This window comes from Janthinobacterium sp. GW822-FHT07H11, assembly GCF_058798615.1.
On sequence record NZ_CM179507.1, the window covers coordinates 5,241,573 to 5,263,217 of the forward strand.

The 21,645-nt window shown below is 63.6% G+C and carries 20 protein-coding genes; 14 read left to right on the forward strand and 6 right to left on the reverse strand.

Features of this window, described 5'->3' with window-relative positions:
- Positions 1-50: 50 nt before the first annotated feature.
- From AC3RCJ_RS23050 to AC3RCJ_RS23060, 3 genes are all read right to left on the reverse strand, one after another.
- Positions 51-2,081 (reverse strand): GNAT family N-acetyltransferase, encoded by a 2,031-nt coding sequence (locus tag AC3RCJ_RS23050; protein ID WP_492964803.1) that lies wholly within the window; start codon positions 2,079-2,081, stop codon positions 51-53.
- Positions 2,082-2,159: 78 nt separating this feature from the next.
- A complete protein-coding gene (locus AC3RCJ_RS23055; protein WP_492964804.1) occupies positions 2,160-3,374 on the reverse strand; it encodes an MFS transporter in 1,215 nt (404 codons plus the stop codon).
- A gap of 319 nt (positions 3,375-3,693) precedes the next feature.
- Positions 3,694-4,908 carry an extracellular catalytic domain type 1 short-chain-length polyhydroxyalkanoate depolymerase gene (locus AC3RCJ_RS23060; RefSeq protein ID WP_492964805.1) on the reverse strand — a complete coding sequence of 405 codons (1,215 nt, stop codon included), beginning with the start codon at positions 4,906-4,908 and terminating at the stop codon, positions 3,694-3,696.
- Positions 4,909-5,147: 239 nt separating this feature from the next.
- Here AC3RCJ_RS23060 and AC3RCJ_RS23065 point away from each other — a divergent pair, with 239 nt between their 5' ends.
- Positions 5,148-5,726 carry a PRC-barrel domain-containing protein gene (locus AC3RCJ_RS23065; protein WP_492964806.1) on the forward strand — a complete coding sequence of 193 codons (579 nt, stop codon included), beginning with the start codon at positions 5,148-5,150 and terminating at the stop codon, positions 5,724-5,726.
- A gap of 145 nt (positions 5,727-5,871) precedes the next feature.
- Here the strand turns inward: AC3RCJ_RS23065 and hrpA are convergent, their stop codons facing one another.
- Positions 5,872-10,110: an ATP-dependent RNA helicase HrpA gene (hrpA, locus tag AC3RCJ_RS23070; RefSeq protein ID WP_492964807.1), complete on the reverse strand. Its 4,239-nt coding sequence runs from the start codon at positions 10,108-10,110 to the stop codon at positions 5,872-5,874.
- 57 nt (positions 10,111-10,167) lie between these two features.
- Here hrpA and argA point away from each other — a divergent pair, with 57 nt between their 5' ends.
- Positions 10,168-11,478 (forward strand): amino-acid N-acetyltransferase, encoded by a 1,311-nt coding sequence (gene argA / locus AC3RCJ_RS23075; protein WP_046685875.1) that lies wholly within the window; start codon positions 10,168-10,170, stop codon positions 11,476-11,478.
- Positions 11,479-11,522: 44 nt separating this feature from the next.
- Here the strand turns inward: argA and kdsA are convergent, their stop codons facing one another.
- The gene (gene kdsA / locus AC3RCJ_RS23080; protein ID WP_034750794.1) at positions 11,523-12,368 is read right to left on the reverse strand and encodes a 3-deoxy-8-phosphooctulonate synthase; all 846 of its coding nucleotides are present in this window, start codon (positions 12,366-12,368) and stop codon (positions 11,523-11,525) included.
- Positions 12,369-12,587: 219 nt separating this feature from the next.
- Between kdsA and AC3RCJ_RS23085 the strand changes: the two genes are divergently transcribed.
- Positions 12,588-12,860, forward strand: coding sequence for an oxidative damage protection protein (locus AC3RCJ_RS23085; protein ID WP_034750797.1), 273 nt, complete (start codon positions 12,588-12,590; stop codon positions 12,858-12,860).
- Between the two features lie 173 nt (positions 12,861-13,033).
- Positions 13,034-13,558, forward strand: coding sequence for a DUF6622 family protein (locus AC3RCJ_RS23090; RefSeq protein WP_492964808.1), 525 nt, complete (start codon positions 13,034-13,036; stop codon positions 13,556-13,558).
- Positions 13,559-13,594: 36 nt separating this feature from the next.
- Here AC3RCJ_RS23090 and rpiA read toward each other — a convergent pair whose 3' ends face one another.
- Entirely contained in the window at positions 13,595-14,272 is a 678-nt protein-coding gene (gene rpiA, locus AC3RCJ_RS23095) for a ribose-5-phosphate isomerase RpiA (RefSeq protein WP_492964809.1), read from the reverse strand.
- A gap of 224 nt (positions 14,273-14,496) precedes the next feature.
- On the opposite strand from rpiA, the gene AC3RCJ_RS23100 reads away from it, so the two are divergent.
- The 10 genes from AC3RCJ_RS23100 (at position 14,497) to AC3RCJ_RS23145 (ending at position 21,606) form a co-directional block, all read left to right on the forward strand.
- The gene (locus AC3RCJ_RS23100; RefSeq protein ID WP_492964810.1) at positions 14,497-14,865 is read left to right on the forward strand and encodes a response regulator; all 369 of its coding nucleotides are present in this window, start codon (positions 14,497-14,499) and stop codon (positions 14,863-14,865) included.
- A 2-nt stretch (positions 14,866-14,867) separates the two neighbouring features.
- Positions 14,868-15,491, forward strand: a complete 624-nt coding sequence (locus AC3RCJ_RS23105; RefSeq protein ID WP_492964811.1) for a chemotaxis protein CheC — start codon at positions 14,868-14,870, stop codon at positions 15,489-15,491.
- Positions 15,492-15,496: 5 nt separating this feature from the next.
- Entirely contained in the window at positions 15,497-16,456 is a 960-nt protein-coding gene (locus tag AC3RCJ_RS23110) for a diguanylate cyclase (protein ID WP_492964812.1), read from the forward strand.
- A 207-nt stretch (positions 16,457-16,663) separates the two neighbouring features.
- Positions 16,664-18,331, forward strand: a complete 1,668-nt coding sequence (locus AC3RCJ_RS23115; RefSeq protein WP_492964813.1) for a sensor histidine kinase — start codon at positions 16,664-16,666, stop codon at positions 18,329-18,331.
- On the forward strand, positions 18,328-19,029 hold the full coding sequence (locus AC3RCJ_RS23120; protein WP_492964814.1) for a response regulator: 702 nt from the start codon (positions 18,328-18,330) through the stop codon (positions 19,027-19,029). Before AC3RCJ_RS23115 ends, AC3RCJ_RS23120 begins: the two co-directional genes overlap by 4 nt.
- A 254-nt stretch (positions 19,030-19,283) precedes the next feature.
- Positions 19,284-19,430: a hypothetical protein gene (locus AC3RCJ_RS23125; protein ID WP_492964815.1), complete on the forward strand. Its 147-nt coding sequence runs from the start codon at positions 19,284-19,286 to the stop codon at positions 19,428-19,430.
- Between the two features lie 83 nt (positions 19,431-19,513).
- Positions 19,514-19,687: a Flp family type IVb pilin gene (locus AC3RCJ_RS23130; RefSeq protein ID WP_492964816.1), complete on the forward strand. Its 174-nt coding sequence runs from the start codon at positions 19,514-19,516 to the stop codon at positions 19,685-19,687.
- Positions 19,688-19,781: 94 nt separating this feature from the next.
- Positions 19,782-19,955: a Flp family type IVb pilin gene (locus AC3RCJ_RS23135; protein ID WP_492964817.1), complete on the forward strand. Its 174-nt coding sequence runs from the start codon at positions 19,782-19,784 to the stop codon at positions 19,953-19,955.
- On the forward strand, positions 19,952-21,022 hold the full coding sequence (locus AC3RCJ_RS23140; RefSeq protein WP_492964818.1) for a phosphatase PAP2 family protein: 1,071 nt from the start codon (positions 19,952-19,954) through the stop codon (positions 21,020-21,022). The genes AC3RCJ_RS23135 and AC3RCJ_RS23140 overlap by 4 nt, the downstream gene beginning before the upstream one ends.
- Positions 21,019-21,606 (forward strand): prepilin peptidase, encoded by a 588-nt coding sequence (locus AC3RCJ_RS23145; RefSeq protein WP_492964819.1) that lies wholly within the window; start codon positions 21,019-21,021, stop codon positions 21,604-21,606. The genes AC3RCJ_RS23140 and AC3RCJ_RS23145 overlap by 4 nt, the downstream gene beginning before the upstream one ends.
- The last annotated feature ends 39 nt before the right edge of the window (positions 21,607-21,645 follow it).

Genomic DNA, 21,645 nt, shown 5'->3' on the forward strand with positions numbered 1-21,645 from the left:
GTCTCATCGCGGGGCGGCTGCCGGCCGCCCCCGCCCCCTCAGCTTCGTCCTCAATTTCCTTCATACACGAGAAAGTGCAGGCGGTCATAGAACAGGCTGTAGGCATAGTCGAACGTGCCCACGCTGCGAAAGCCCTTGTGCAGATACACTTGCAGCGCTTCGCTCTTTTCCCACACCGTCAGGGTGATGCGCGCACAGCCCTTGCGGCCGGCCAGGTCGCGGATTCCATGAAACATTTGCCGAAACAGGCCCTGGCCCCGGTATTTCTCGTCGATGGCCAGGCTGCTGACGAAACAGTCGTCGGCGCGCGCATGCGCGAGCACGAAGGCGTCATACGCATCGTCGAGCGCCTTCATGTCATCTCGGTAATACGAGACGGCGCCGCAGGCCTGGAACTCGGCCATCGTCGCGGCCGTGAAAAAGCCGATGAAGCGTTCGTCCTCGTCATGCAGGCCGTGGATGTGCGCCAGGTAGGGGTCGATATTCTGCCGCCGCTGCAATTGAACGAACTGCAGATTGAGTTTATTACCGAACGAGCAGTATTCGAGGTAACTGGTGGCAAACAGCAATTTGGCCATGCGGTTCTTCGTCTCGTCGCCCAGCAGTTCACCTGCCACCAGCCTGAGCGGCGCATGCGACAGCAGGCCCGCCTGCGCCTCGTCACCGGGTGGCGCGGCGCAGGCGGGCGGCATGCGGCTGCCGTGGCGGCCCACGGTGGGGCGCCAGAAGCTGCCGGCGGCAATCTGCTGCGAACGGCGGGCCAGCAGGTAGCGGCAAAAAACGTCGTTCACGCGGTCCAATAGCGGGTCGTCCGACAGCACCGAGTAATAGTGAAAGTGGTCGATATCCGCCCGCAGCTGGGCAGCATACGCCATGCGCGGCACTTCCTCGATGTCGAACACGTCGACGATATTGGGCAAGATCAAAGGATCGTCGAGCTGCCAGCCGATGTCATCGAGCCGGGCCACGCAGCGCGCATACGCGCGGCGCTCCTCGTCGCTCAAGGGGACGTGCATGCCGGTGATGATATCGTCCAGCAGCCGCATGCCGCGGATGCCGCCCGCCACCGCTTCGCGCACGCCGTCATACAGCACGCAGTAGCGCTGGTAGAACTCGGCGTGGCTGAGCACAGTCACGCCCAGGTTCTTCTTCCATTCGGCATAGAACTGGCCGAACAGCCGGGCCTCGAATTGCGGGCAGGCACGGGGGATTACCCCTTCGATACCCGCATACGCGAGGTTCACCTTGCGCTGGATCACGCGCAGCGCCCCATCGTTCTTCTTGGCGATCAGCATGCCCGTTTCATCGAGAAACAGATTCATCCAGCTGACGTGCCGGCGCTCTGCGCTGTCATCGCCCCCGCGCTGGAAATAGTCGGGCACTTCCGGCTTCATCAGGAAAATCGTCGCCGGATTGTGCGGAATCGTATCGACATCCATGTAGATGCCGCCGTATTCGCACATGATAAGGATGCGGAAATAATCGGACAGGGTGGCGAAGTAGCGCTGCGCATGCAGGGTATCGAGGATGCCGAAGCGGGCCGGCGCGAAATCGAGCGCCAGCGCGCGCAGCGAGTTGATGTGCAGGGTCGTGCCGCCGATGGCATAGCGGCCTATCGTGTAGCGCCCGGTGCCGCCCGTGGGGCTGAAGCGTTCGTCATTGCGCAGCTGCTGCGCATCCCACACCCACAGGATGGAGACATACGGCGCGCCGCCGTTGTGCCGCACCTCGTCGAGCGCCGCGCCCCACTGCCCGATCGCGTCAAATGCGATGGCCGGCAGCGGCCCGCCCATCCAGATGCGGTGCAGGTAGCGCTCGTCGTCGCCGAGCGCGCGCGTGGGGATGCAGCTGAGCGAGGAACAACTTGCCGCATTGAAATGGTTGAAGTTCAGGGCGACGAAGCTGCGCAGGGCCGCGATGCCCGCCTGGTGCTGCGCGGCCAGTTGTTCCAGATCAATGTCGGGAGGCCGCACGTCGGCCAGGGTGATGTAATCGAGTTTCAGCCGGTGGATGCGGAACTCGTATTCCAGGCTGAAAATCTTTGCTTGATCGTCTTTCGAGGCCAGGTCATCTATTTTCATGGGCGCACCATCTTCCGCAGTAAAGTGTCAATAAACGTCGCAGGAGGTAAAACAAGGTCGGGAACACGCGCTGCGCCATCAGTGCCGGGCCAGCCGCACCCCGCTTTCCCGGCGCCCCGCCATGCCCCGCGTAAACACCAGCAGGCAGGCGGCGATGACCACGATGACGGGGATATTGAGCAGCGCATAGGTTTCCAGCGCATAGCCGATGCGCTGGCACAGCACGTTGTACAGCTGCAGCCAGGCGGACAGATAAATGCAGTACAGCAAGCTCATGGCGGCCGTCGTCAAGGTCATCGATTCCTTGCTGGCCGTGAGCGCGCTGCGTATCAGGGCGCCGTTGAACAGGCCAAAGCCGATGGAATAGACAAACATGCACGCGGCGAACACGTCGACGTGATGGCGGCCCGCGCCCGCGCCCAGCATGCCGGCGGCCGCGACCAGCCCGCCCAGGCGCAGCAGATGGACGAGCGGAAAATCCTGGCGCAGGCGCTGGATGGCGATGCTGCTGAGGACAAAACCGGACAAAATCACGCATTGCAGCGCGATATACGTGGCGTAGGAGGCGCCCATTTCCTGCAGCACGAAGATGGGCGAAAAGCCGATCCAGGCCGTCAGGGGCACGGTGGCCAGCCCGGCCGTGAACATGCCGAACATGAAGCGCCCGTTGCTGAAAATGGCGGCATAGCTGCGCGCGATGGCGGCAAGGTCCAGGCGCGCGACCGTCGGCGCCGTGCGCGGCATGGTCTTGGACAGGCCCAGCAGGGACAGCAGCGCCAGCAGCGCGGAGAGAAAAAACACATAGCGCCAGTCCAGCCGGCTGATGATGGCGCTGCCGAGGATGGGACCGGCCAGGGGCGCGAGGATGGTGGTGCTCGACAGGATACTGCTGAGCTTGACGGCCGCCATGTCGTCGAACAGTTCATGGATCATGGCATAGCCGACGAAGATGAAGCAGCAGCCCATGCCCTGGATGAAGCGCACGGCGAGAAATTGCTCGATGGAAGTGGCAAACGGCACGGCCAAGGTGGCCAGCAGGAACAAGGTATTGCCGGTGAGCACAAGCTTGCGCTTGCCGATGGTATCGGCCAACGGCCCGAGGAAAATCTGCAGTGCGCTGCCGCCCAGCAGATACAGGCTCAGGGACAGCGGGACGCATTTTGCCTCCGCCTTGAACTCGTCGACGATGCCCAGCATCGCCGGCATGATCATGTCGTTCGACAGATAGATATTCAACTCAAAAACGAGGAAAAACGCAAAAAACCACAGCAACTGCCTGGACTGGATGGACATGGCGCGTTCCGTAACGTGGGTGGCTGCCATCAGTGCGTATCTGCCGTCGGGGCATGGGGCGGCGGACATGGCTTCACACTGAAACGTGTACCAATTGTATACCAATTATCGGTTTTACCGCCTGTTTTTACACTTTTCAAATACCGCAACAATACCACTTATGCGGCATCTATGGCATGACGATATGCGCCTGCGGGGGCTGAAAAGGTGCGCCAGGCGCGCCGGCGCAGCCTGGCGGCGGCCGGACGGGCCCTGCGGGGAAGAGAGAAACGATGCCTACCAGTGCCTGCCGCGCCGCGGCGGCGCGCGGCACGGCGGCTCAGCGGCGGCGGTGGCTGGCGAAGAAATCGAGCAGCATCTTGCTGGCGTCGGGCCTGGCCTTGTCGTTGAACGGCAGGCTGGCGTCGCCGCCGCTCCAGGCGTGCTCGAGGTGCTCGACCTGCGCCACGCGCAACAGCACCTGCTGGCCCACCTGGTAGTCGTGCAAGGCATACGCATGGGCCGGATTGCGCCCGCCGGCCGCGCCGCCGGGCAGGCGCTGCGCCGTCACCAGCGTATCGGCTGGCATGCGGTTCACGCGCACGCTCTGGCGCACCAGTTGCGTCTGGTTGATGGACCGCACCACCTTGTCGGCCTGCCCTTGCAGCAGCATCGTGGGCAGCCGTGGAAAGTCCGGCTGGCGCGCCAGCACTTCATCGATGGCCGCGTCGGCGCGGGCGGCGGCGCCATGCTGCATCACCTGCAGCGCGCCGATCAGGCTATGCCCGGCGCCAAACACGGGCCCCGAATGCAAGCCCACGGCGGCAAACAGATGAGGATGGTTCAGGGCCACGATGTGCGCCATGCCGGCGCCGGCGGAAATGCCGCAGATATAGATGCGCGCGCGGTCGATCGCATGGCGGGCCGCCACCTGTTCGATGGCGCCGACGATCAGGCGCGCGTCGCCGCCGCCCTCCTGCGTCAGCTTGTCGTACCATTTCCAGCAGCGGCGCGCATGCGAGCGCAGCGATTGCTGCGGATACAGCACGGCATAGCCCTTGCGTTCGGCCAGGCGGTTCATGCGCGTGCCTTCGGCAAACTGCGTGGCGCTCTGCTCGCAGCCATGCAGCATCACCAGCAGCGGCCGGCCCCGGCTGCGCATGGCGGCATTCGGCGGCTTGTCAGGCCAATACAGAAAGTATGGCAGGCGCCGGCCCGGCAACTGCCCCAGTTCCGGCAGGGGCGCATAGTGGGCGGCCAGCCACTTGCCCGGCGCGGGCGCCGCTCGCTTGCGCACGCGCGGTGGCGGCAGCGGCGTGGCAAACGGCGCCAGCGCTGGCAGCGCGTCGCCGGCGGGCCTGGGGCGCGGCTTGGCGGCGGTTTTCACCGCGGCCTTGGCCCCGGTTTTGTTCACCGCCTTGTTCACGGTCTTGCGGGCCTTGGGCTTGGCCGGCACCGGGCCGAACAGCACCTTGGCCAGTTTGGTTGCCGTGCGCTGCTGCGCCTTGCCGGCGCGCAGCAAGCCGCGCAACCACTTGGTAGCGGGCTTCACCATGGACGCCTGCCTGCGCGTTGCCGTGGCGCCTGGCGCTTGCCCATCCCATTGCGTCGTTGCGTCATCAGCATGTACGGCCTCCCCGGTTGAAAGCATAGAGTACCGCACTTGGCCACGCGCTCTGTGCGCTTGCGCTCTTAAGAAGTGCCCTGGGCACAATTGAGACATATCAAGCGAGACTTCGGTCGCCTGCTTAATCTGGGCACTCGATCCGCACTTCACCCACAGGAGAAAATACCATGAGCTATCTGGACCGCGATATCTTGGGCATGTACCGTAACCACGACGGCCCAGGGCCCGCCTTGATGGGGGCAGACACCCTGATAGGCGACGACGTCTACAACCACAACGACGAGGAACTGGGCGACATCAAGGAAATCATGCTCGACATGCGCACCGGCCAGATCGCCTATGCCGTGCTGTCGTTCGGCGGCATCCTGGGCATGGGCGACAAGCTGTTTGCCGTGCCCTGGGAGCGCCTGACGCTGGACACCGTCAACAAGCGCTTCCTGCTGAACGTGGAAAAAAACCAGTTGAAAGACGCGCCGGGCTTCGACAAGAACAACTGGCCCGACATGGGCAGCGAGGCATGGAACCAGCAGATGGAAGCGTTCTACGGCAGCGGCGTGCGCTATGGCAGCATGGCTGCAACACGCATGCAGTCCGGCAGCGAGCTGCGCGGCGGCGCCAGCCTGCAATCTGGCAGCGAGGGCAATATGTCCGGCTCCTCCATGAGCGGCAGCCGCGCCGGCACGGGCAACCCCGGTGCGCGCTCCTCGCTCGGCGATGATGGGAGCGACGAGCGCAGGTCGGACTAGAACGCAGGTCGGGCAGATCGGATGAACGGCGCAGCCGCGCAATCCGACACCACCAGCGACATCATTGACACCATTGACACCGCGCCAGCGGTCGGGCCAACGATGACATCGGATTACGCGCGCCCTGCGGACGCGCTCATCCGGCCTACCGCTGCATCGATTCCCATACCTTCTGCAGGCGCTTGGCAGACACGGGCATCGGCGTGCGCAATTCCTGCGCAAACAGCGACACGCGCAGCTCTTCCAGCATCCAGCGGAACTCGACGAGCTTCGGGTCCGTGTTCTTGCCGGCCTGGCGATCCTTGGCCTGGCGCAAATACGGTGCGGCCGCCGATTGCCATTCGGCCATCAACTTCGTATCGCGGGCGGGGTCGGCGCGCAGTTTTTCCAGGCGCACATTGATCGCCTTCAAATAGCGGGGAAAATGCGCCAGTTGCGTGTACTCGTTTTCCGTCAGGAAGCGTTTATGCACGAGGCCCTGCAGCTGCGCCTGGATATCGGTGGCCGCCGCTGCGGGAATATTCTGCAGGCGCTTGGGCAAGCCGTGGAATTCCGTCAGCACTTGCGACAGCAAACGGGCGATTTCATTGACCAGCAACACCAGGCGCGACTTGCCTTCCGCCTGGCGCTTGGCAAACGAGGCGGCGTCCAGCGGCAAGGGATCTTGCAAACACGCGATATCGAGCGCCTTGTTGATAATTTGCTCGCGCAATTCTTCCTGCGAACCGAGGGCCATGAACTGCATGCCCATCTGCTGCAAACCGGGGATGCTTTTCTCGACGTATTTGATCTGCTCCTTCATTTGCAGCGCGAACAGGCGGCGCAAGCCCACCTTGTGCGTGCGCGCGGCCACGGTCGGGTCGTCAAACACTTCCAGGTCGCAATGCGTGCCCTTGTCGACCAGCGCGGGGAAGCCGATCAGGGTCAGCTTGCCCTGCACGATTTCGAGCAGCTCCGGCAATTCGCCGAAGGTCCAGGCCGTCAAGCCCATGTGCTGCGAGACGGTCGCATTCGGAGAAGCGGACGCGGCTGGGGCAGCGCCCTTGACCGGCGCGCTGCCGCCCTTGGCGCTGGCGGGGTTCTGCGCTTGCGCCTGCAGCCGCGACGCCACTTGCGCGCCCGCCACCTTGGCACCGGGCGTGCCCGTGCCCGAGACGCCCGACACTTCGGCCAGCTTCTGGAAGCTCTGGCGCGCCTGGCCGCCGAATTCCGCCTGCAGGGTGGCCAGGTTGCGGCCCATGTCCAGTTGGCGGCCATGCTCGTCAATCACCTTGAAATTCATGAAGTGATGGGCAGGCAAGGTTTCCGGCTTGAAATCCGTCGTCAGCACGTTGATCGTGATCTGCGCGCGGATGTCAGCGATGATGGCGTCGACCAGGTCGCCCCGGCCGAACACGCCCGCAGCATGCACGCGCTCGCAGAATTTCGCCGCATAGTCGGGCAGCGGCACGCAGTGGCGGCGCAGCTTTTGCGGCAACGATTTCAACAGCAGATGCACTTTTTCCTTCAGCATGCCCGGCACCAGCCATTCGCAGCGCTCGCGCGGCAGCTGGTTCAGCGCATACAGCGGCACGGATAAGGTCACGCCATCGCGCACGCTGCCCGGCTCGAAGTGATACGTCAAGCCCATTTCCAGGCCCGTCACGGACATGGTTTTCGGGAACAAGTCGGTGGTCACGCCGGCTGCCTCGTGGCGCATCAGCTCTTCGCGGTTCAGGTACAGCAGCTTCGGGTTTTCGCGCGTGGCCTCTTTATGCCACTTCTCGAAGCCGGCGCCATTGCACACGTCCGCCGGCAGCAGCTGGTCGTAGAAGGCGGCGATCAGCTCATCGTCGACCAGCACGTCCAGGCGGCGCGATTTATGTTCAAGGTTTTCGATATCCTTGATCAGTTTATGGTTGTGCGCAAAGAACGGCGCGCGCGTGTCGAAGTCGCCGCCGACGAGGGCGTCGCGGATGAAGATCTCTCGCGCTTCCGGCAAGTTGAAATTGCCGTAATTGATGCGCCGCTGGCTGTACACCACCAGCCCATACAAGGTCGCCCGTTCGGACGCCGTCACCTGCGCCGAACGTTTTTCCCAGCGCGGCTCGCCCCACGATTTCTTCAGCAGGTGCTCGCCCACTTTTTCCAGCCACTCGGGCTGGATCTGCGCCACGCAACGCGCGTACAGGCGCGTCGTGTCGACCAGCTCGGCCGCCATGATCCACTTGCCCGGCTTTTTCAGCAGCGAGGAACCGGGCCAGATGTGGAACTTGATGCCGCGCGCGCCCAAATACCCGGCGCCCGGCTCGTCCTCGCCCTTGAAGCCGATATTGCCCAGCAAGCCGGTCAACAGCGCCATGTGCAGGTTGTCATAGGTGGCCGGTGCTTCGTTCAGGCGCCAGCCCTGTTCCTTGACGATGGTCAACAACTGCGAGTGCACGTCGCGCCATTCGCGCAAGCGCATCTGCGACAGGAAATTCGTGCGGCAATTATCCTGCAGCTGGCGGTTGGTCTTCTTGTGCTCGATGGCCGATTCGAACCAGCGCCAGATCTTCAGATAGCTGAGGAATTCCGACTTTTCATCGGCGAACTTCTTGTGCGCCTCGTCGGCCGCCTGCTGGTGCTCCATCGGGCGGTCGCGCGGGTCCTGCACGGACAACGCGGAGGCGACGATCAGCACTTCGGTCAGACAGGCGTTATCGAGCGCGGCCAGGATCATGCGGCCCACGCGCGGGTCCAGCGGCAGCTTGGCCAGCTTGTTGCCCAGCGGCGTGAGCTTATTGACTTCATCGACGGCGCCGAGTTCCTGCAGCAACTGGTAGCCGTCGGCGATGGCGCGCGCCAGCGGCGGCTCGATGAAGGGGAAGGTCTCCACGTCCGTCAGGTGCAAGGACTTCATGCGCAGGATGACGGCGGCCAGCGAGGAGCGCAGGATTTCCGGCTCCGTGAATTTGGGCCGCAGCAGATAATCCTGCTCTTCATACAGGCGGATGCACACGCCGTCGGCCACGCGGCCGCAGCGCCCGGCGCGCTGGTTGGCGGCCGACTGGGCGATCGGCTCGACCTGCAGTTGCTCCACTTTATTACGATAGCTGTAGCGTTTCACGCGCGCCAGGCCCGCATCGACCACGTAGCGGATGCCGGGCACCGTCAGCGAGGTTTCCGCCACGTTGGTGGCCAGCACGATGCGGCGCGCATTGCTGGTCTTGAAGACCCGCTCCTGCTCTTCGGCCGACAGCCGGGCGAACAGCGGTAAAATTTCCACGTGCGGCGGGTGGTGCTTGCGCAGCGCTTCGGCGCAGTCGCGGATTTCGCGCTCGCCGGGCAAGAACACGAGCACGTCGCCCGAGCCGATGCGGCACAGTTCCTCCACGCCATCGACGACGGCATCCATCAGGTCGCGCTTTTCGCGCGCGGCTACACGTACATTCGCCGTGCGCTGGCCCGGCTTGTCCGCGCTCGCGGCACCAGGCATGGCCACCTGCTCGCGTTCCACGGGACGGTAGCGCACTTCCACCTGGTACAGGCGGCCCGACACTTCGATCACGGGTGCCGGTTTTTCCGGCGTGCCGAAATGGCGCGAGAAGCGTTCCGCGTCGATGGTGGCCGAGGTGATGATGATTTTCAGGTCGGGCCGGCGCGGCAGCAGCTGTTTCAGATAACCAAGCAGGAAGTCGATGTTCAGGCTGCGTTCGTGCGCCTCATCGATGATGATGGTGTCGTAATTTTTCAACAAGGGGTCGGTCTGCGTCTCGGCCAGCAAGATGCCGTCCGTCATCAGCTTGACGGACGCGCCACGGCTCAGGGTATCGGTAAAGCGCACCTTGAAACCCACGGTTTCGCCCAAGGGCGTGCCCAGCTCCTGCGCGATGCGCTTGGCCGTCGACGAGGCGGCGATACGCCGCGGCTGCGTGTGGCCGATCATGCCCTTCTGGCCGCGTCCCAGTTCCAGGCAAATCTTCGGCAGCTGCGTCGTCTTGCCGGACCCCGTCTCGCCCGAGACGATGATGACCTGGTTTTCCATCAGGGCCTTGGCGATTTCTTCACGCCGGCCCGACACGGGCAAGTCTTCCGGATAGGTAATCGGTGGCAGCGGATTGCGGAAAGCCTTTTCCGCTTCGCGCGCGGCGCGGGCCGCGTCGCGGGCCTCGCGGCTCTCTTTGCTCTCGCGGCCGGCTGCCTCGTTGCGCGGCGCCTGCCCCTCGCGCGGCGGGCGCTGCTGCTGTTGCTGCTGCTGTTGTACTTTCGGCTGCTCCGCGCGCGGCGCTTGCTGCCTTTGCTGGCTCACGGGCGGGCGCTGGCGGCCCGGCGCAGGCGTGGCGGCAGGCGTGGCAACATCGCCGCTGGCGGGCACATTTGCAACGGTGGAAGGAGGGGAAGACTTATTGCTGGCTGAAGACATTGTTTTTTTACAGGTATTTTAAGCGCGCACATCGCGCAGCGAATTATAATGCGCTTAATGGAAAACCCTACCCAATTCGTCCAATGGCTGCGCTCCGTCGCGCCCTACATCCACGCCTTTCGCGGCAAGACCTTCGTGGTCGCCTTCCCCGGTGAACTCGTCAGCGCCGGGGCGCTGCAGGTGCTGGCCCATGATTTGTCCCTGCTGCATGCGCTGGACATCAATGTCACCGTCGTCTACGGCTCGCGGCCGCAGGTGGCGGAACAACTGGCCTTGCGCAACGTCGAAGGCCGCTTCCACAACGGCGTGCGCATCACCGACATCGCCGCGCTGGAATGCGCGAAGGAAGCGGCCGGCGAGCTGCGCCTCGATATCGAGGCCGCCTTCAGCCAGGGCTTGCCGAACACGCCGATGTCGCATGCGGCCATCCGTATCATTTCCGGCAACTTCATCACGGCGCGCCCGCTGGGCGTGATCGATGGCGTGGACCTGGAACTGACGGGCATCACGCGCAAGGTCGACGCCGAAACCATCCATTCCATCCTCGGTTCGGACGGCCTGGTGCTGCTCTCGCCCCTGGGCTTCTCGCCCACGGGCGAAGCGTTCAATCTCACCATGGAAGACGTGGCGTGCAGCGCCGCCATCGCCCTGCATGCGGACAAGCTGATCTTTATTACTGAAACGCCGATGATGGAAGACGCCACGGGCGTGGAAATCCGCGAACTGTCGTCGCACCAGGCCGAAGCCGTGCTGATGGCGGGCTTCCTGCCCGACGCCACGGCGTTTTATTTGAAACATTGCGTCAAGGCATGCCACAACGGCGTCGAGCGCTCGCACATCGTGCCCTTCTCGATGGACGGTTCCGCCCTGCTGGAATTGTTCACCCATGATGGCGTGGGCACCATGATCAGCCATGAAAACCTGGAAAGCCTGCGCCAGGCCACCATCGAGGACGTGGGCGGCATCATCAAGCTGATCGAACCGCTGGAAGCGGACGGCACCTTGGTCAAGCGGGGCCGCGAGCTGATCGAGCGCGAAATCGATTATTTCTCCGTCATCGAGCATGACGGCGTGATCTTCGGCTGCGCCGCCCTGTACCCGTTCCCCGCGCAAAAGATGGCAGAAATGGCCTGTTTGACGGTCAATCCGGAAGTGCAAGCCCAGGGCGACGGCGAGCGCATCCTGAAACACATGGAAAACCGCGCGCGCGCCGCCGGCCTGAACAAACTGTTCGTGCTGACCACGCGCACCTCGCACTGGTTCAAGAAACGCGGTTTCGTGCCGGCCACCGTCGACGACTTGCCGAAGGACCGCCAGCATATGTATAACTGGCAGCGCAAGTCGCAAGTGTTGATCAAGACACTGTAAAACTGAAAAAGCCCGGCATGCCGGGCTTTTTCACAGTCGGATCGTTATTTGATATTCAATGGCGCAAACGATTTCACCAGGTCGTCGAGCGCCTTCAATTGCGCCAGGAACGGTTCCAGCTGGTCCAGCGGCAAGGCGCTGGGGCCGTCGCAGCGGGCATTGTCCGGGTCAGGATGGGCTTCCAGGAACAGGCCGGCGATGCCGACGGCCAGGCCGGCGCGGGCCAGGTCCGCCACCTGCTGGCGGCGGCCGCCCGACGCGGCGCCGCCAGGGTCGCGCTGCTGCAGCGCGTGCGTGACGTCGAAGATGATGGGCAGGTCGTCGCAAGTCTTTTTCATGACGCCAAAGCCCAGCATGTCGACCACCAGGTTGTCATAGCCGAGGCAAGTGCCGCGGTCGCACAGGATCAGCTGGTCGTTGCCCGCTTCCTTGAATTTCTCGACGATATTGGCCATCTGGCCAGGGCTCAAAAATTGCGGCTTCTTGATGTTGATGACTTTACCGGTTTTCGCCAGCGCCACGACGAGGTCCGTCTGGCGCGCCAAAAAGGCGGGCAATTGCAGTACGTCCACCACTTCGGCCACCTGCTGCGCCTGCCAAGGTTCGTGCACGTCGGTAATCACGGGCACGCCAAAGGCCGCCTTCACGTCCTGGAAGATGCGCATGCCTTCTTCCAGGCCGGGACCGCGGTAGGAATGGATCGACGAGCGGTTGGCCTTGTCGAAACTGGCCTTGAACACATAGGGAATGCCCAGTTTTTGCGTGACGCGCACATATTCTTCGCAGGCGCGCATGGCGAGATCGCGCGATTCGAGCACGTTGATGCCGCCAAACAGCGCGAAGCTGCCGGTATTGCTGACATCGATGCCATGGACTTTCACTGAGGTCATAGGGATTCCATATTGGTTAATTGTTACTGCTTGCTTGGAAGAGGCGCAGCCAGCGGCTGGCGCAATAAGGCATCTTACTAGCTGGGGCGGCGCAGATCAAATTTGATCCAGCGCAAGGGCGCGGCAAACGGCGCGCGGCCAGGCCGCGACGGCCCCGCGAGGGCGGGCGCAAAGTGCCTTATAATCACGCTTTATCTCTACACTGATTCAGGAGCACAGATGGCCCGCACTATCCATTGCATCAAACTCAACAAGGAAGCCGAAGGACTGGATTTCCCGCCATACCCGGGCGAACTGGGCAAGAAGATCTACGAATCGGTGTCGAAGGAAGCCTGGGCGGCCTGGCTCAAGCACCAGACCATGCTGGTCAATGAAAACCGTTTGAACCTGGCCGACGCGCGCGCCCGCAAATACCTGGCCACGCAGATGGAAAAGCATTTCTTCGGCGATGGCGCCGATGCCGCCATGGGCTACGTGCCCCCTACCGAGTAAGTTTCAAGCATTCCCGCCCGTGGCCGCCGCGTCACGGGCAGTGTCACCTGCGTTTCACGCCCTGCCCCGCCGTTTCACGGCACCGCCTCCCTGTTTCGTCGCACACCGCTCGCCGCCCCTGCCGCCGGCTGGCACAGTACGTCCATCGACAAACTCATTCCAAGGCGGACACCATGTTGCAGCACATCTTCAGCCACACTCCCTTCTACGTCTGGGCCATCCTGGGCTTGCTCGTCTACCGGGGCGTGCTGGCCAGCCGCGCGCGCGAGGTGACCTTGCGCAAGCTGTGCATCATTCCCCTGGTCATGCTGGCCCTGTCGCTGAGCGGCGTGCATGGCAGTTTCGGCTTCGCCGGCGTGGCGCCGTTCGCCTGGGGCGCCGGCGCCCTGGCCGGCGCGGCGCTGGCCTGGTCGCTGACCAAGACAGACACCATCGTCGCCATTCCCCAGCGGAGCAGCGTGCAGCGTCCCGGCAGCTGGGTGCCGTTGATCTTGATGATGAGTATTTTCTGCATGAAATATGCGGTCGCCGTGACCCTGGCCATCGCCCCGGCCTATGCCCATGCGGCCGCCTTCATGGTGCCCGTGTGCCTCGCCTACGGCTGTTTCAGCGGCCTCTTCCTCGGTGGCTTGCTGCGCACCGTGGCCGTGTACCGGGCGGTGCAAATGACAAGCGGCCCGCAAGGGGCCGCCGTGTAAGACAGGTGCGGATGCCGGCGAACGCCGGCGATCACTTTAGTACGCCAGGGTACGCACGCCTTCCGGCATGCCCAGCAGGCAAACGTTGGCGCCGCGCACGGCAAACAGGCCGACGGCGATGACGCCGACGATCTGGTTGATCTGCTGCTCCAGCGCCACCGGGTCGGCAATTTTCAAGCCCAGCACATCGAGGATCTCGCCGCCGTTGTCGGTAAGGAACGCATCCGTGCTGCCCGCCTTCAGGCGCAAGCGGGGCGTGCCGCCCAGCGCGGCCAGCTGGCGCGCGACGGCGGCGCGCGCCATCGGCACCACTTCGACCGGCAGCGGGAAGGCGCCCAGCGTCTCGACCAGCTTGGAACCGTCGGCGATGCAGACGAATTGTTGTGACACGGATGCAACAATTTTCTCGCGCGTCAAGGCCGCGCCGCCGCCCTTGATCATGGCGCCGCTGGCCGTGATCTCGTCGGCGCCGTCGATGTAGACGGCGATCGACTCGACGTCGTTCAAGTCGAAGACGGGAATGCCATGACCGGCCAGGCGTGCCGCCGTCGCTTCCGACGAGGCGACGGCGCCCTTGATGCTGTCCTTGATCTTGGCCAGTTCGTCAATGAAAAAGTTGGCGGTGGAGCCGGTACCGACGCCGATGATTTCTCCCGCCACCACATACTCGATGGCGGCGCGGGCTACGGCTTGCTTCAATTCGTCTTGGGTCATGGCAAAAAAGGCATAAAGTGGGAATACCGCTATTTTAACGGATCGCCAGCCCGGCAAGCCGTCCATGGCGGCGGCCGCCCGATATTTCGGGTAGGCTGTCGTTTCAAAGGCATGGCATGGCGAATATTTTACTTATGAGCAATTCCTTGTCCAATTACTCCGTATGCCCGTTAAAATATGCGAAAATGCCCCTATTGACACATATGACGTTTCAGGAATAGCAAATGAATCACAGTAAACAGGTACTTGTTGTCGATGACAGCCGGGTTTCACGTTTGATGTCGCATCAGTTCATTCTCAGCAAACATGCCGACTGGCAGGTTACCGAGGCGGCAACGGGGGAGGAAGCTCTGGAAAAAGTCAAGGCAATCACCCCTGTGCTGATATTACTGGATGTCAACATGCCCGGCATGGGCGGCGTGGCGGCCGCGGAACAATTGCGCCTGCTGTACCCGCACACGCATATCATCCTCGTCACGGCAAATGTGCAAAACGCCATCCGCAACCGCGCCACCGAACTAGGCGTGGGCTTCATGGAAAAACCGATCACGGAAACGCGCATCCATCAGCTGATCGAATCACTGGGACTGTGAACATGATCAATCTCTCCGAACTCGAAAACGATGCCCTGGTAGAGATATTCAACATCGGGGTGGGCCACGCGGCAGCCGCGATGAGCGAGATCGTGAATGAAGAAGTCACCATGTCGGTGCCGTCGATCACCTTCCTGAACCGTGCCGATGCGGCCGCCCTGCTGGGCAGCAAGAAGGATGGCGAGCGCATCTGCGGGGTCAGCCAGCATTACGATGGCGCCTTCGCCACCGAAGCCATCCTGATGTTTCCGGAAGATAAAAGCCTGGAAATCGTGCGCCTGATGGTGGGCGACGCCATGCCGCTGCAGGAACTGACGGAGATGGAACAGGAGGCGATGAGCGAAATCGGCAACATCATCCTCAATTCCTGCGTGGGCACGCTGGCCAACCTGTTCAACAGCGAGCTGCATGGCTCGCTGCCGCTCTACCACGTGGGCACCAGCATGGAGATACTGTCCGCGTTCGGCGGCCAGGAAGACGCCGTCGTGCTGATGCTGCATATCGACTTCGTGCTGGCCAAGCACCAGATCCACGGCTATGTGGCCTTCGTACTCGACCTGTCCGCCCTGCACGACCTGAAAGAACAGGTCAGCCGCTACCTGGCCAAGGTCCTGGGGCAGGCGTGATCATCATGCCGGATGCCTTACATCGACTCGCCCTGCTCGAAAGCATACTCGGCGCCGTCAACCTGGGTGCCATCGTGCTCGACGAGAACGGCCGCATCGTGCTGTGGAACCACTGGATGGCGCGCCACTCCGCCTGGCAGCCCGCCATGGTGCTGGGCCGCGAGTTTTTCGACGTCTTCCCGCAGTTGCGGCACAAGCGCATAGCCTCGGCCATCACCCAGGCCCTGCGCGACAACTTCCAGTCGCTGCTGTCGCAAACGCTGCACAAGGCGCCGTTCGAGCTCTACACGCACGGCACCAGCGAAGGACAGGAACGCATGCAGCAGGCGATCGCCGTCACACCGATCAATTTACCCGCTTCGCCGCGCCACTGCCTGATCCAGATCAACGACGTCACCATCGCCGTGGGCCGCGAAAAGTTGCTGCGCGAACAAACCATGGTCTTGCGTTCGCAAACCTTTTCCGACGGCTTGACGGGCATCGCCAACCGCCGCCATTTCGACGTGGCGATCGAGAAGGAAATGCGGCGCGCCATGCGCACCAGCAGTCCGCTGTCGCTGCTGATGATCGATATCGACCATTTCAAGGATTATAACGACCATTACGGCCACCAGCAGGGCGACGGCTGCCTGATACGCGTGGCGGCCGAACTGGCGGCCATGCTGCAGCGCCCCACCGACTTGCTGGCACGCTACGGCGGCGAGGAATTTGCCGCCATCCTGCCCGATACCGATGCCGGGCAGGCACTGCGCATGGCCGAGGCGATCCGCGAACGCGCGGCCGCGCTGCGCATTCCGCATGAAAAAACGGGCAATGCGCTCAAGCACATCACGGTCAGCATCGGCATCGCCACGCAGCATCCGCAGCAGGTGCTGGAAATTGCCACGCTGATCGGCGCCGCCGACAGCGCCCTGTACCTGGCCAAGCGCTCGGGCCGCAACCGCGTGATGGTGCAAGCGCCCTGAGAGCCGCTCCTGGCCCGCGCGGCGACAGCGATTGTCGCGCGCGGCCAACGCAGGCGGCGTGCATGCGTGCAGCGCACAATTCCAGTAGACATCTTTGCGGCGGGTGCGTAGACTCGGCATTGATTGCAGCAAAAACAACAAGAATTTATCCGCAGTATCCATTCATGCGCATGGTCCGTTTATGCGGGGATACGGCCAGGAGTGCTTGTGAACCTCGATCCGCCCCTCAAGTCTGGCTTGCCTGGCGCCGGCATGGATACGACCATGGTCAACGGCATGCGCTTGCTGTTGTCCAGCGCCACTTTGCTGACCTTGTTCATCGATCCCGAAAGCGCCGGCAGGCTGACGAAGATCACCTGGCTGATTTTTTCCGCCTACACGCTGCACAGCCTGCTGCTATATGTGCTGGCCCTGATCGGCGTCAACCTGCCACAAGACCCGCTGCTGTACTGGCTGGACGTGGCCTGGTATGCGCTGATCGTGTTTTCCACCAGCAGCCACAACAATCTGTTCTTCCTGTTTTTCTTCTTTGCCATCCTGATCTCCTCGTTCCAGCGGGGCTTCGAGGAAGGCGCCCGCATCACGCTGGCGTCGGCCGGCCTGTTTGCCGCCACGGCCCTGTTCGGCGAAACGGATGCAGAACTGTCGCGCCTGCTGCTGCGCACCACCTTCCTGCTGGCGCTCGGCTACATGATCGCCTACTGGGGCGGCTCGGCCATGACCCAGCGCAGCCACCTGGCGCTGCTGCGCGATGTCAGCCAATTGTCCAATCCCCGCTTCGGCGTCGACCAGACCATCACATCGGTGCTGGAAAAAACACGCAGTTATTTCAACGGCCGCAGCTGCCTGCTGGTGATGCAGGACAAGGGCGAACGGATCTGGTCGCTGCGCAGCGTCATCCATACGGGAGACGGCGTGGTGCACACCAGTTCGCTCCTCAGCGACGATGCGGCCAGCCCCCTGCTCGCCTTCCCTTCCGACAAGATCGTGCTCTACAACCAGCCGCCGGGGCCGTGGCTGCCGCTGGTGGGCGGCAGCCGCATGCTCGACGTGGACAGCGGACGCTGGCTGCGCCATGACGCAGCCGCGGGCGCCAGCCTGGCCGAGCTGCTGGAAGCGCACTCCTTCATCAGCGCGCCCCTGCCTTTGCGCAATGGCAAGGGCCGCATCTATATCGTCTCGGCGACCAGCCTGGGCAAGACCGATGCCCTGTTCCTCAGCCATATCGGCGCGCAAGCGTTTCCCGTGATCGAGAACATCGAACTGCTCGACCGCCTGGCATCGCAGGCCGCCTCGCGCGAACGGGAAAAGATGGCGCGCGACCTGCATGACACGGCCATCCAGCCGTATATCGGCCTGCGCCACGGCCTGGCCGCCCTGCGCAACGAAGCGGCGCCGGGCAACCCGCTGCTGCCCGAACTGGAAAAACTCATCGCCATGTCGGGCCAGGTGATCGCCGACCTGCGCAGCTATGCGCGCACCTTCAAGAATGGCCAGGTGCAGAGCGAGCCGGAACTGCTGGTCGCGCTGCGCCGCCAGGCAAACCAGATCCGCGAATTCTATGGCATCGACATCACCCTGCACATCGAGGGCGAACTGCACATCAACGACCGCCTGGCGGCCGAAGTCTTCCAGATCGTCAATGAAGGCATGAGCAATATCCGCAAGCATACGTCGGCGCGGCACGGCGCCGTCCGGCTCACCTGCGAGCAGGGCGCGCTGCATATCAGCATCGAAAACGAATGCGCGGCCGCCCATGTCCCCGACTTCCTGCCCGACTCGCTGGCCGAGCGGGCCGCCGCCCTCGGCGGCGCCGCCCATGTCACCCACGGCACGCTGGGCAATACCTCCGTGCAAATCGAGATCCCCATATGAATGAAACGCAACACAGGCCATCGGCCAGCCATACCATCAGCGTGATGCTGGTGGACGACCACAAGACCATGCTGTGGGGCCTGGAGCGCCTGATCGGCGGCGAACACTCGGGCATGCGCGTGATCGCCACGGCGTCCGACAGCGCCGAGGCGCTGGCGCTGGCGACGACGCTGGAACCCGATGTCATCGTGCTCGACCTGGACCTGGGCGGCGTCAGTTCGCTGGCCATCCTGCCGGCACTGGTACAGCGGGGCAGCACGCGCATCCTGGTGCTGACGGCCAGCCACGACCAGGCCACGCTGGACCAGGCCGTATTGAAAGGCGCGCGCGGCATCATCAGCAAGGATGCGCCCGCGGAGATGGTGCTGAAAGCCATCGAAAAGGTCTACCACGGCGAACTGTGGCTGGAACACGCCATGCTGGGACGCATGCTGACCCAGCTGACGCAACCCGGCGGCGGTTCCGCGCATGCCGTCGCCGTGGCCAGCCTGACCCTCAAGGAAAGGAAAATCATCGCCGCCCTCGTGCATGGCAGCGGCACGCCGGCCAAGCTGCTGGCGGAGCAGCTGTTCATCTCCGAGCATACGCTGCGCAATCACCTGACCTCGATCTACCGCAAGCTGGGCGTCTACAATCGCCTGGAACTGTACGCCTACGCCACCAAGCACCACCTGGGCGAACTGCCGCCCAACGCCTGACCCGCCCCCACCTCGCGGCGCCGGCCTGGCCGCGCCTGCCCGCCCTGTCCCTGCACTGCCCCTCCCCCCGGCGCCAGCCTGGCCGCCGCGCCCGTGCGCCAAGCTCGGCCATGACAATTGTCCCGAAAAAAACGAGCAAATCCTCCCTGCAGGAAAAGGAGGTTCTTCTGATGTAGATCAAGTTGCTGACTTCTATAGTGGACTTACCGGAGTGCAGATGACGCGCCACCGCCCACCACGACACGGAGCACAGCATGCGCCTTGACAAGTTCCTTCCCGCGTCCCTGGCCACCTATCTACAGGGCAAGGAAAAGGCGGCGTTCTACCGCTATGCCCTGGTGGCGGCGCTGCTGGCCGTGGTCTGCATCATCGGACTGCTGGCACTCGGCGAAAGCCCATGAAACAGCCGGACCGAAGCACCAGGAAGCAAGACTGTCATGCCGTTTTACCCACCGCTGTACCTTAACCACCGCTAGGAGTTGTCATGAACCTCATCAAAAACTTTATCCGCGAAGAAGATGGCGTGACCGCCATCGAATACGGCCTGATCGCCGCCCTGATTGCCGTCGTGATCATCGCCGCCGTCACCATTGTCGGCACGCAGCTGAAAAAGACCTTCAGCAGCATCGGTACCTCGCTCAAGACGGCAAACGGTTGAGCGCATGCAAACCGGGCAGGCCCAGTGCCAGCCCGGTTACCGCGCTCCAGCTTTCCCGCCACGTTCACCCTGCTTAAGTATCCCGAGGCCCATCGTGAAATCTCTCCTTACCCGTTTATCCGACGAGTCGGCAGTCACGGCGATCGAGTATGCGCTGCTGGCGGGGCTGATAGCGGCAGTGCTGGTGCTTAGCATCACCTTGCTGGGCGACCAGGTCAGGCTGATGTTTGTCTACGTCAAGGACCAAGTGGTCCTGGCCCTGTCATGAACACCTTGCGCGCCTCGCTGCGCACCCACCGCACCCTGCTGCTGATCGTGCTGCTGTACGCCGCCGCTGCCGCGCTGCTCGCTGGCAGCCTGCCCAGCGCCGCGGACATTCTCAACGTGCTGGCCGGCTTCCTCGTCGCCACCCTGACGGGCCCCGTTTTCGTGCTGTGCGGCTACACCATGCATGTGATGGCGATGAAGCGCCCGGACCGCCTGTGCCACTATCTGTACCACGACCTGCGCCGCTACCTGAGCAACGAACGCCTGCTGCACGCGCTGCCGGCCATGCTGCTGATCCCCGTCTTCGCCTCCAGCTTTACCGTCTTCAAGGCCGCCATCCCGCGCCTGCACCCCTACACCTGGGACACCACCCTGTCCGCCTGGGACATGGCCCTGCATGGCGGCATGGCGCCGTGGGAACGGCTGCAGCCGCTGCTGGGCCACCCTCTGGTAACGGGCTTGCTCAACTTCGCCTACCATTTCTGGTTCTTCCTGTTTTACGCCCTGCTGTACTGGCTGATCCTCGACGCCCGCCGTCCGCTGCTGCGCATGCAGTTCCTGCTCAGCTTTGCGCTGACCTGGATCGCGCTGGGCAGCATCATGGCCGTGCTGTTCGCCTCCGTCGGTCCCTGCTACTACGGCCACCTGCACGGCATCGATCCATATGCGCCGCTGATGGCCTACCTGCATGAAGCCAACCGGCACATCCCCGTCTGGGCCCTGCAAGTGCAGGACATGCTGTGGCAGGGCTACCAAAGCAAGGGCGCCAATGGCGAACTGGGCATCTCCGCCATGCCCAGCATGCATGTCGCCACGTCCGTGCTGATGGCCATCCTGGGCTGGCGCATCAGCCGCCTCGCCGGCATCGCCCTGTCCGCCTTCGCCGTACTGATCATGCTCGGCTCCATCCACCTGGGCTGGCATTATGCGCTCGATGGCTATGTGGGCGCGGCCGGCGCGGCGCTGGTATGGCACTTGGTCGGCCTGGCGCTGGGCAGCCGCGTGGCGGTGCCCTCCATGCCGCTGGCCGCCGCCCCCTGCATGGGCAAGGGAGGGCTGACATCATGAGCGCCCGCCTGCCCATGCTGCTATGCCTGGCCGTGCTGGCCACCCTGCTCGGCGCCGCGCTGTGGCATGACTTGCGCACGCGCCGCATCCCCAACCGGCTGGTGCTGTGGGGTACCCTGTCCGGACTCGCGCTGAACAGTTTCCTGCCTTCCGGCGCCGGCCTGTTCGACACGCCGTTCGGCGGCCTCGGCCTGCTGCAGGCGCTCGCCGGCGCCGGCGCCGGACTGGCCCTGCTGCTGCCCATGTACCTGCTGCGCGCCCTGGGCGCCGGCGACGTCAAGCTGATGGCCATGTGCGGCGCCTTCCTGGGCCCCGACGCCGTGCTGGAAGCGGCGCTGCTGACCTTCCTGGCCGGCGGCGTGCTGGCCCTGGCCGCCGCGCTGGCCGGGCAGCGCCTGCGCCAGGTACTGAAAAACACCTATCACATGATGCTGGGCGCGCTGCTGCACAGCCTCGCTGGCGGGCCTGCCACGATCGCCGAGCCGCCACCGGCCACCGGCAAGCTGGCCTACGCGTTTGCCATCGCCAGCGGCACCGCGCTGCAGCTGTTCCTGCATTACACGCACCTGTGGAGCTTGCGCTGAAACGCGCCGCTCCGGCACCGCCACCCACCACTGGACACG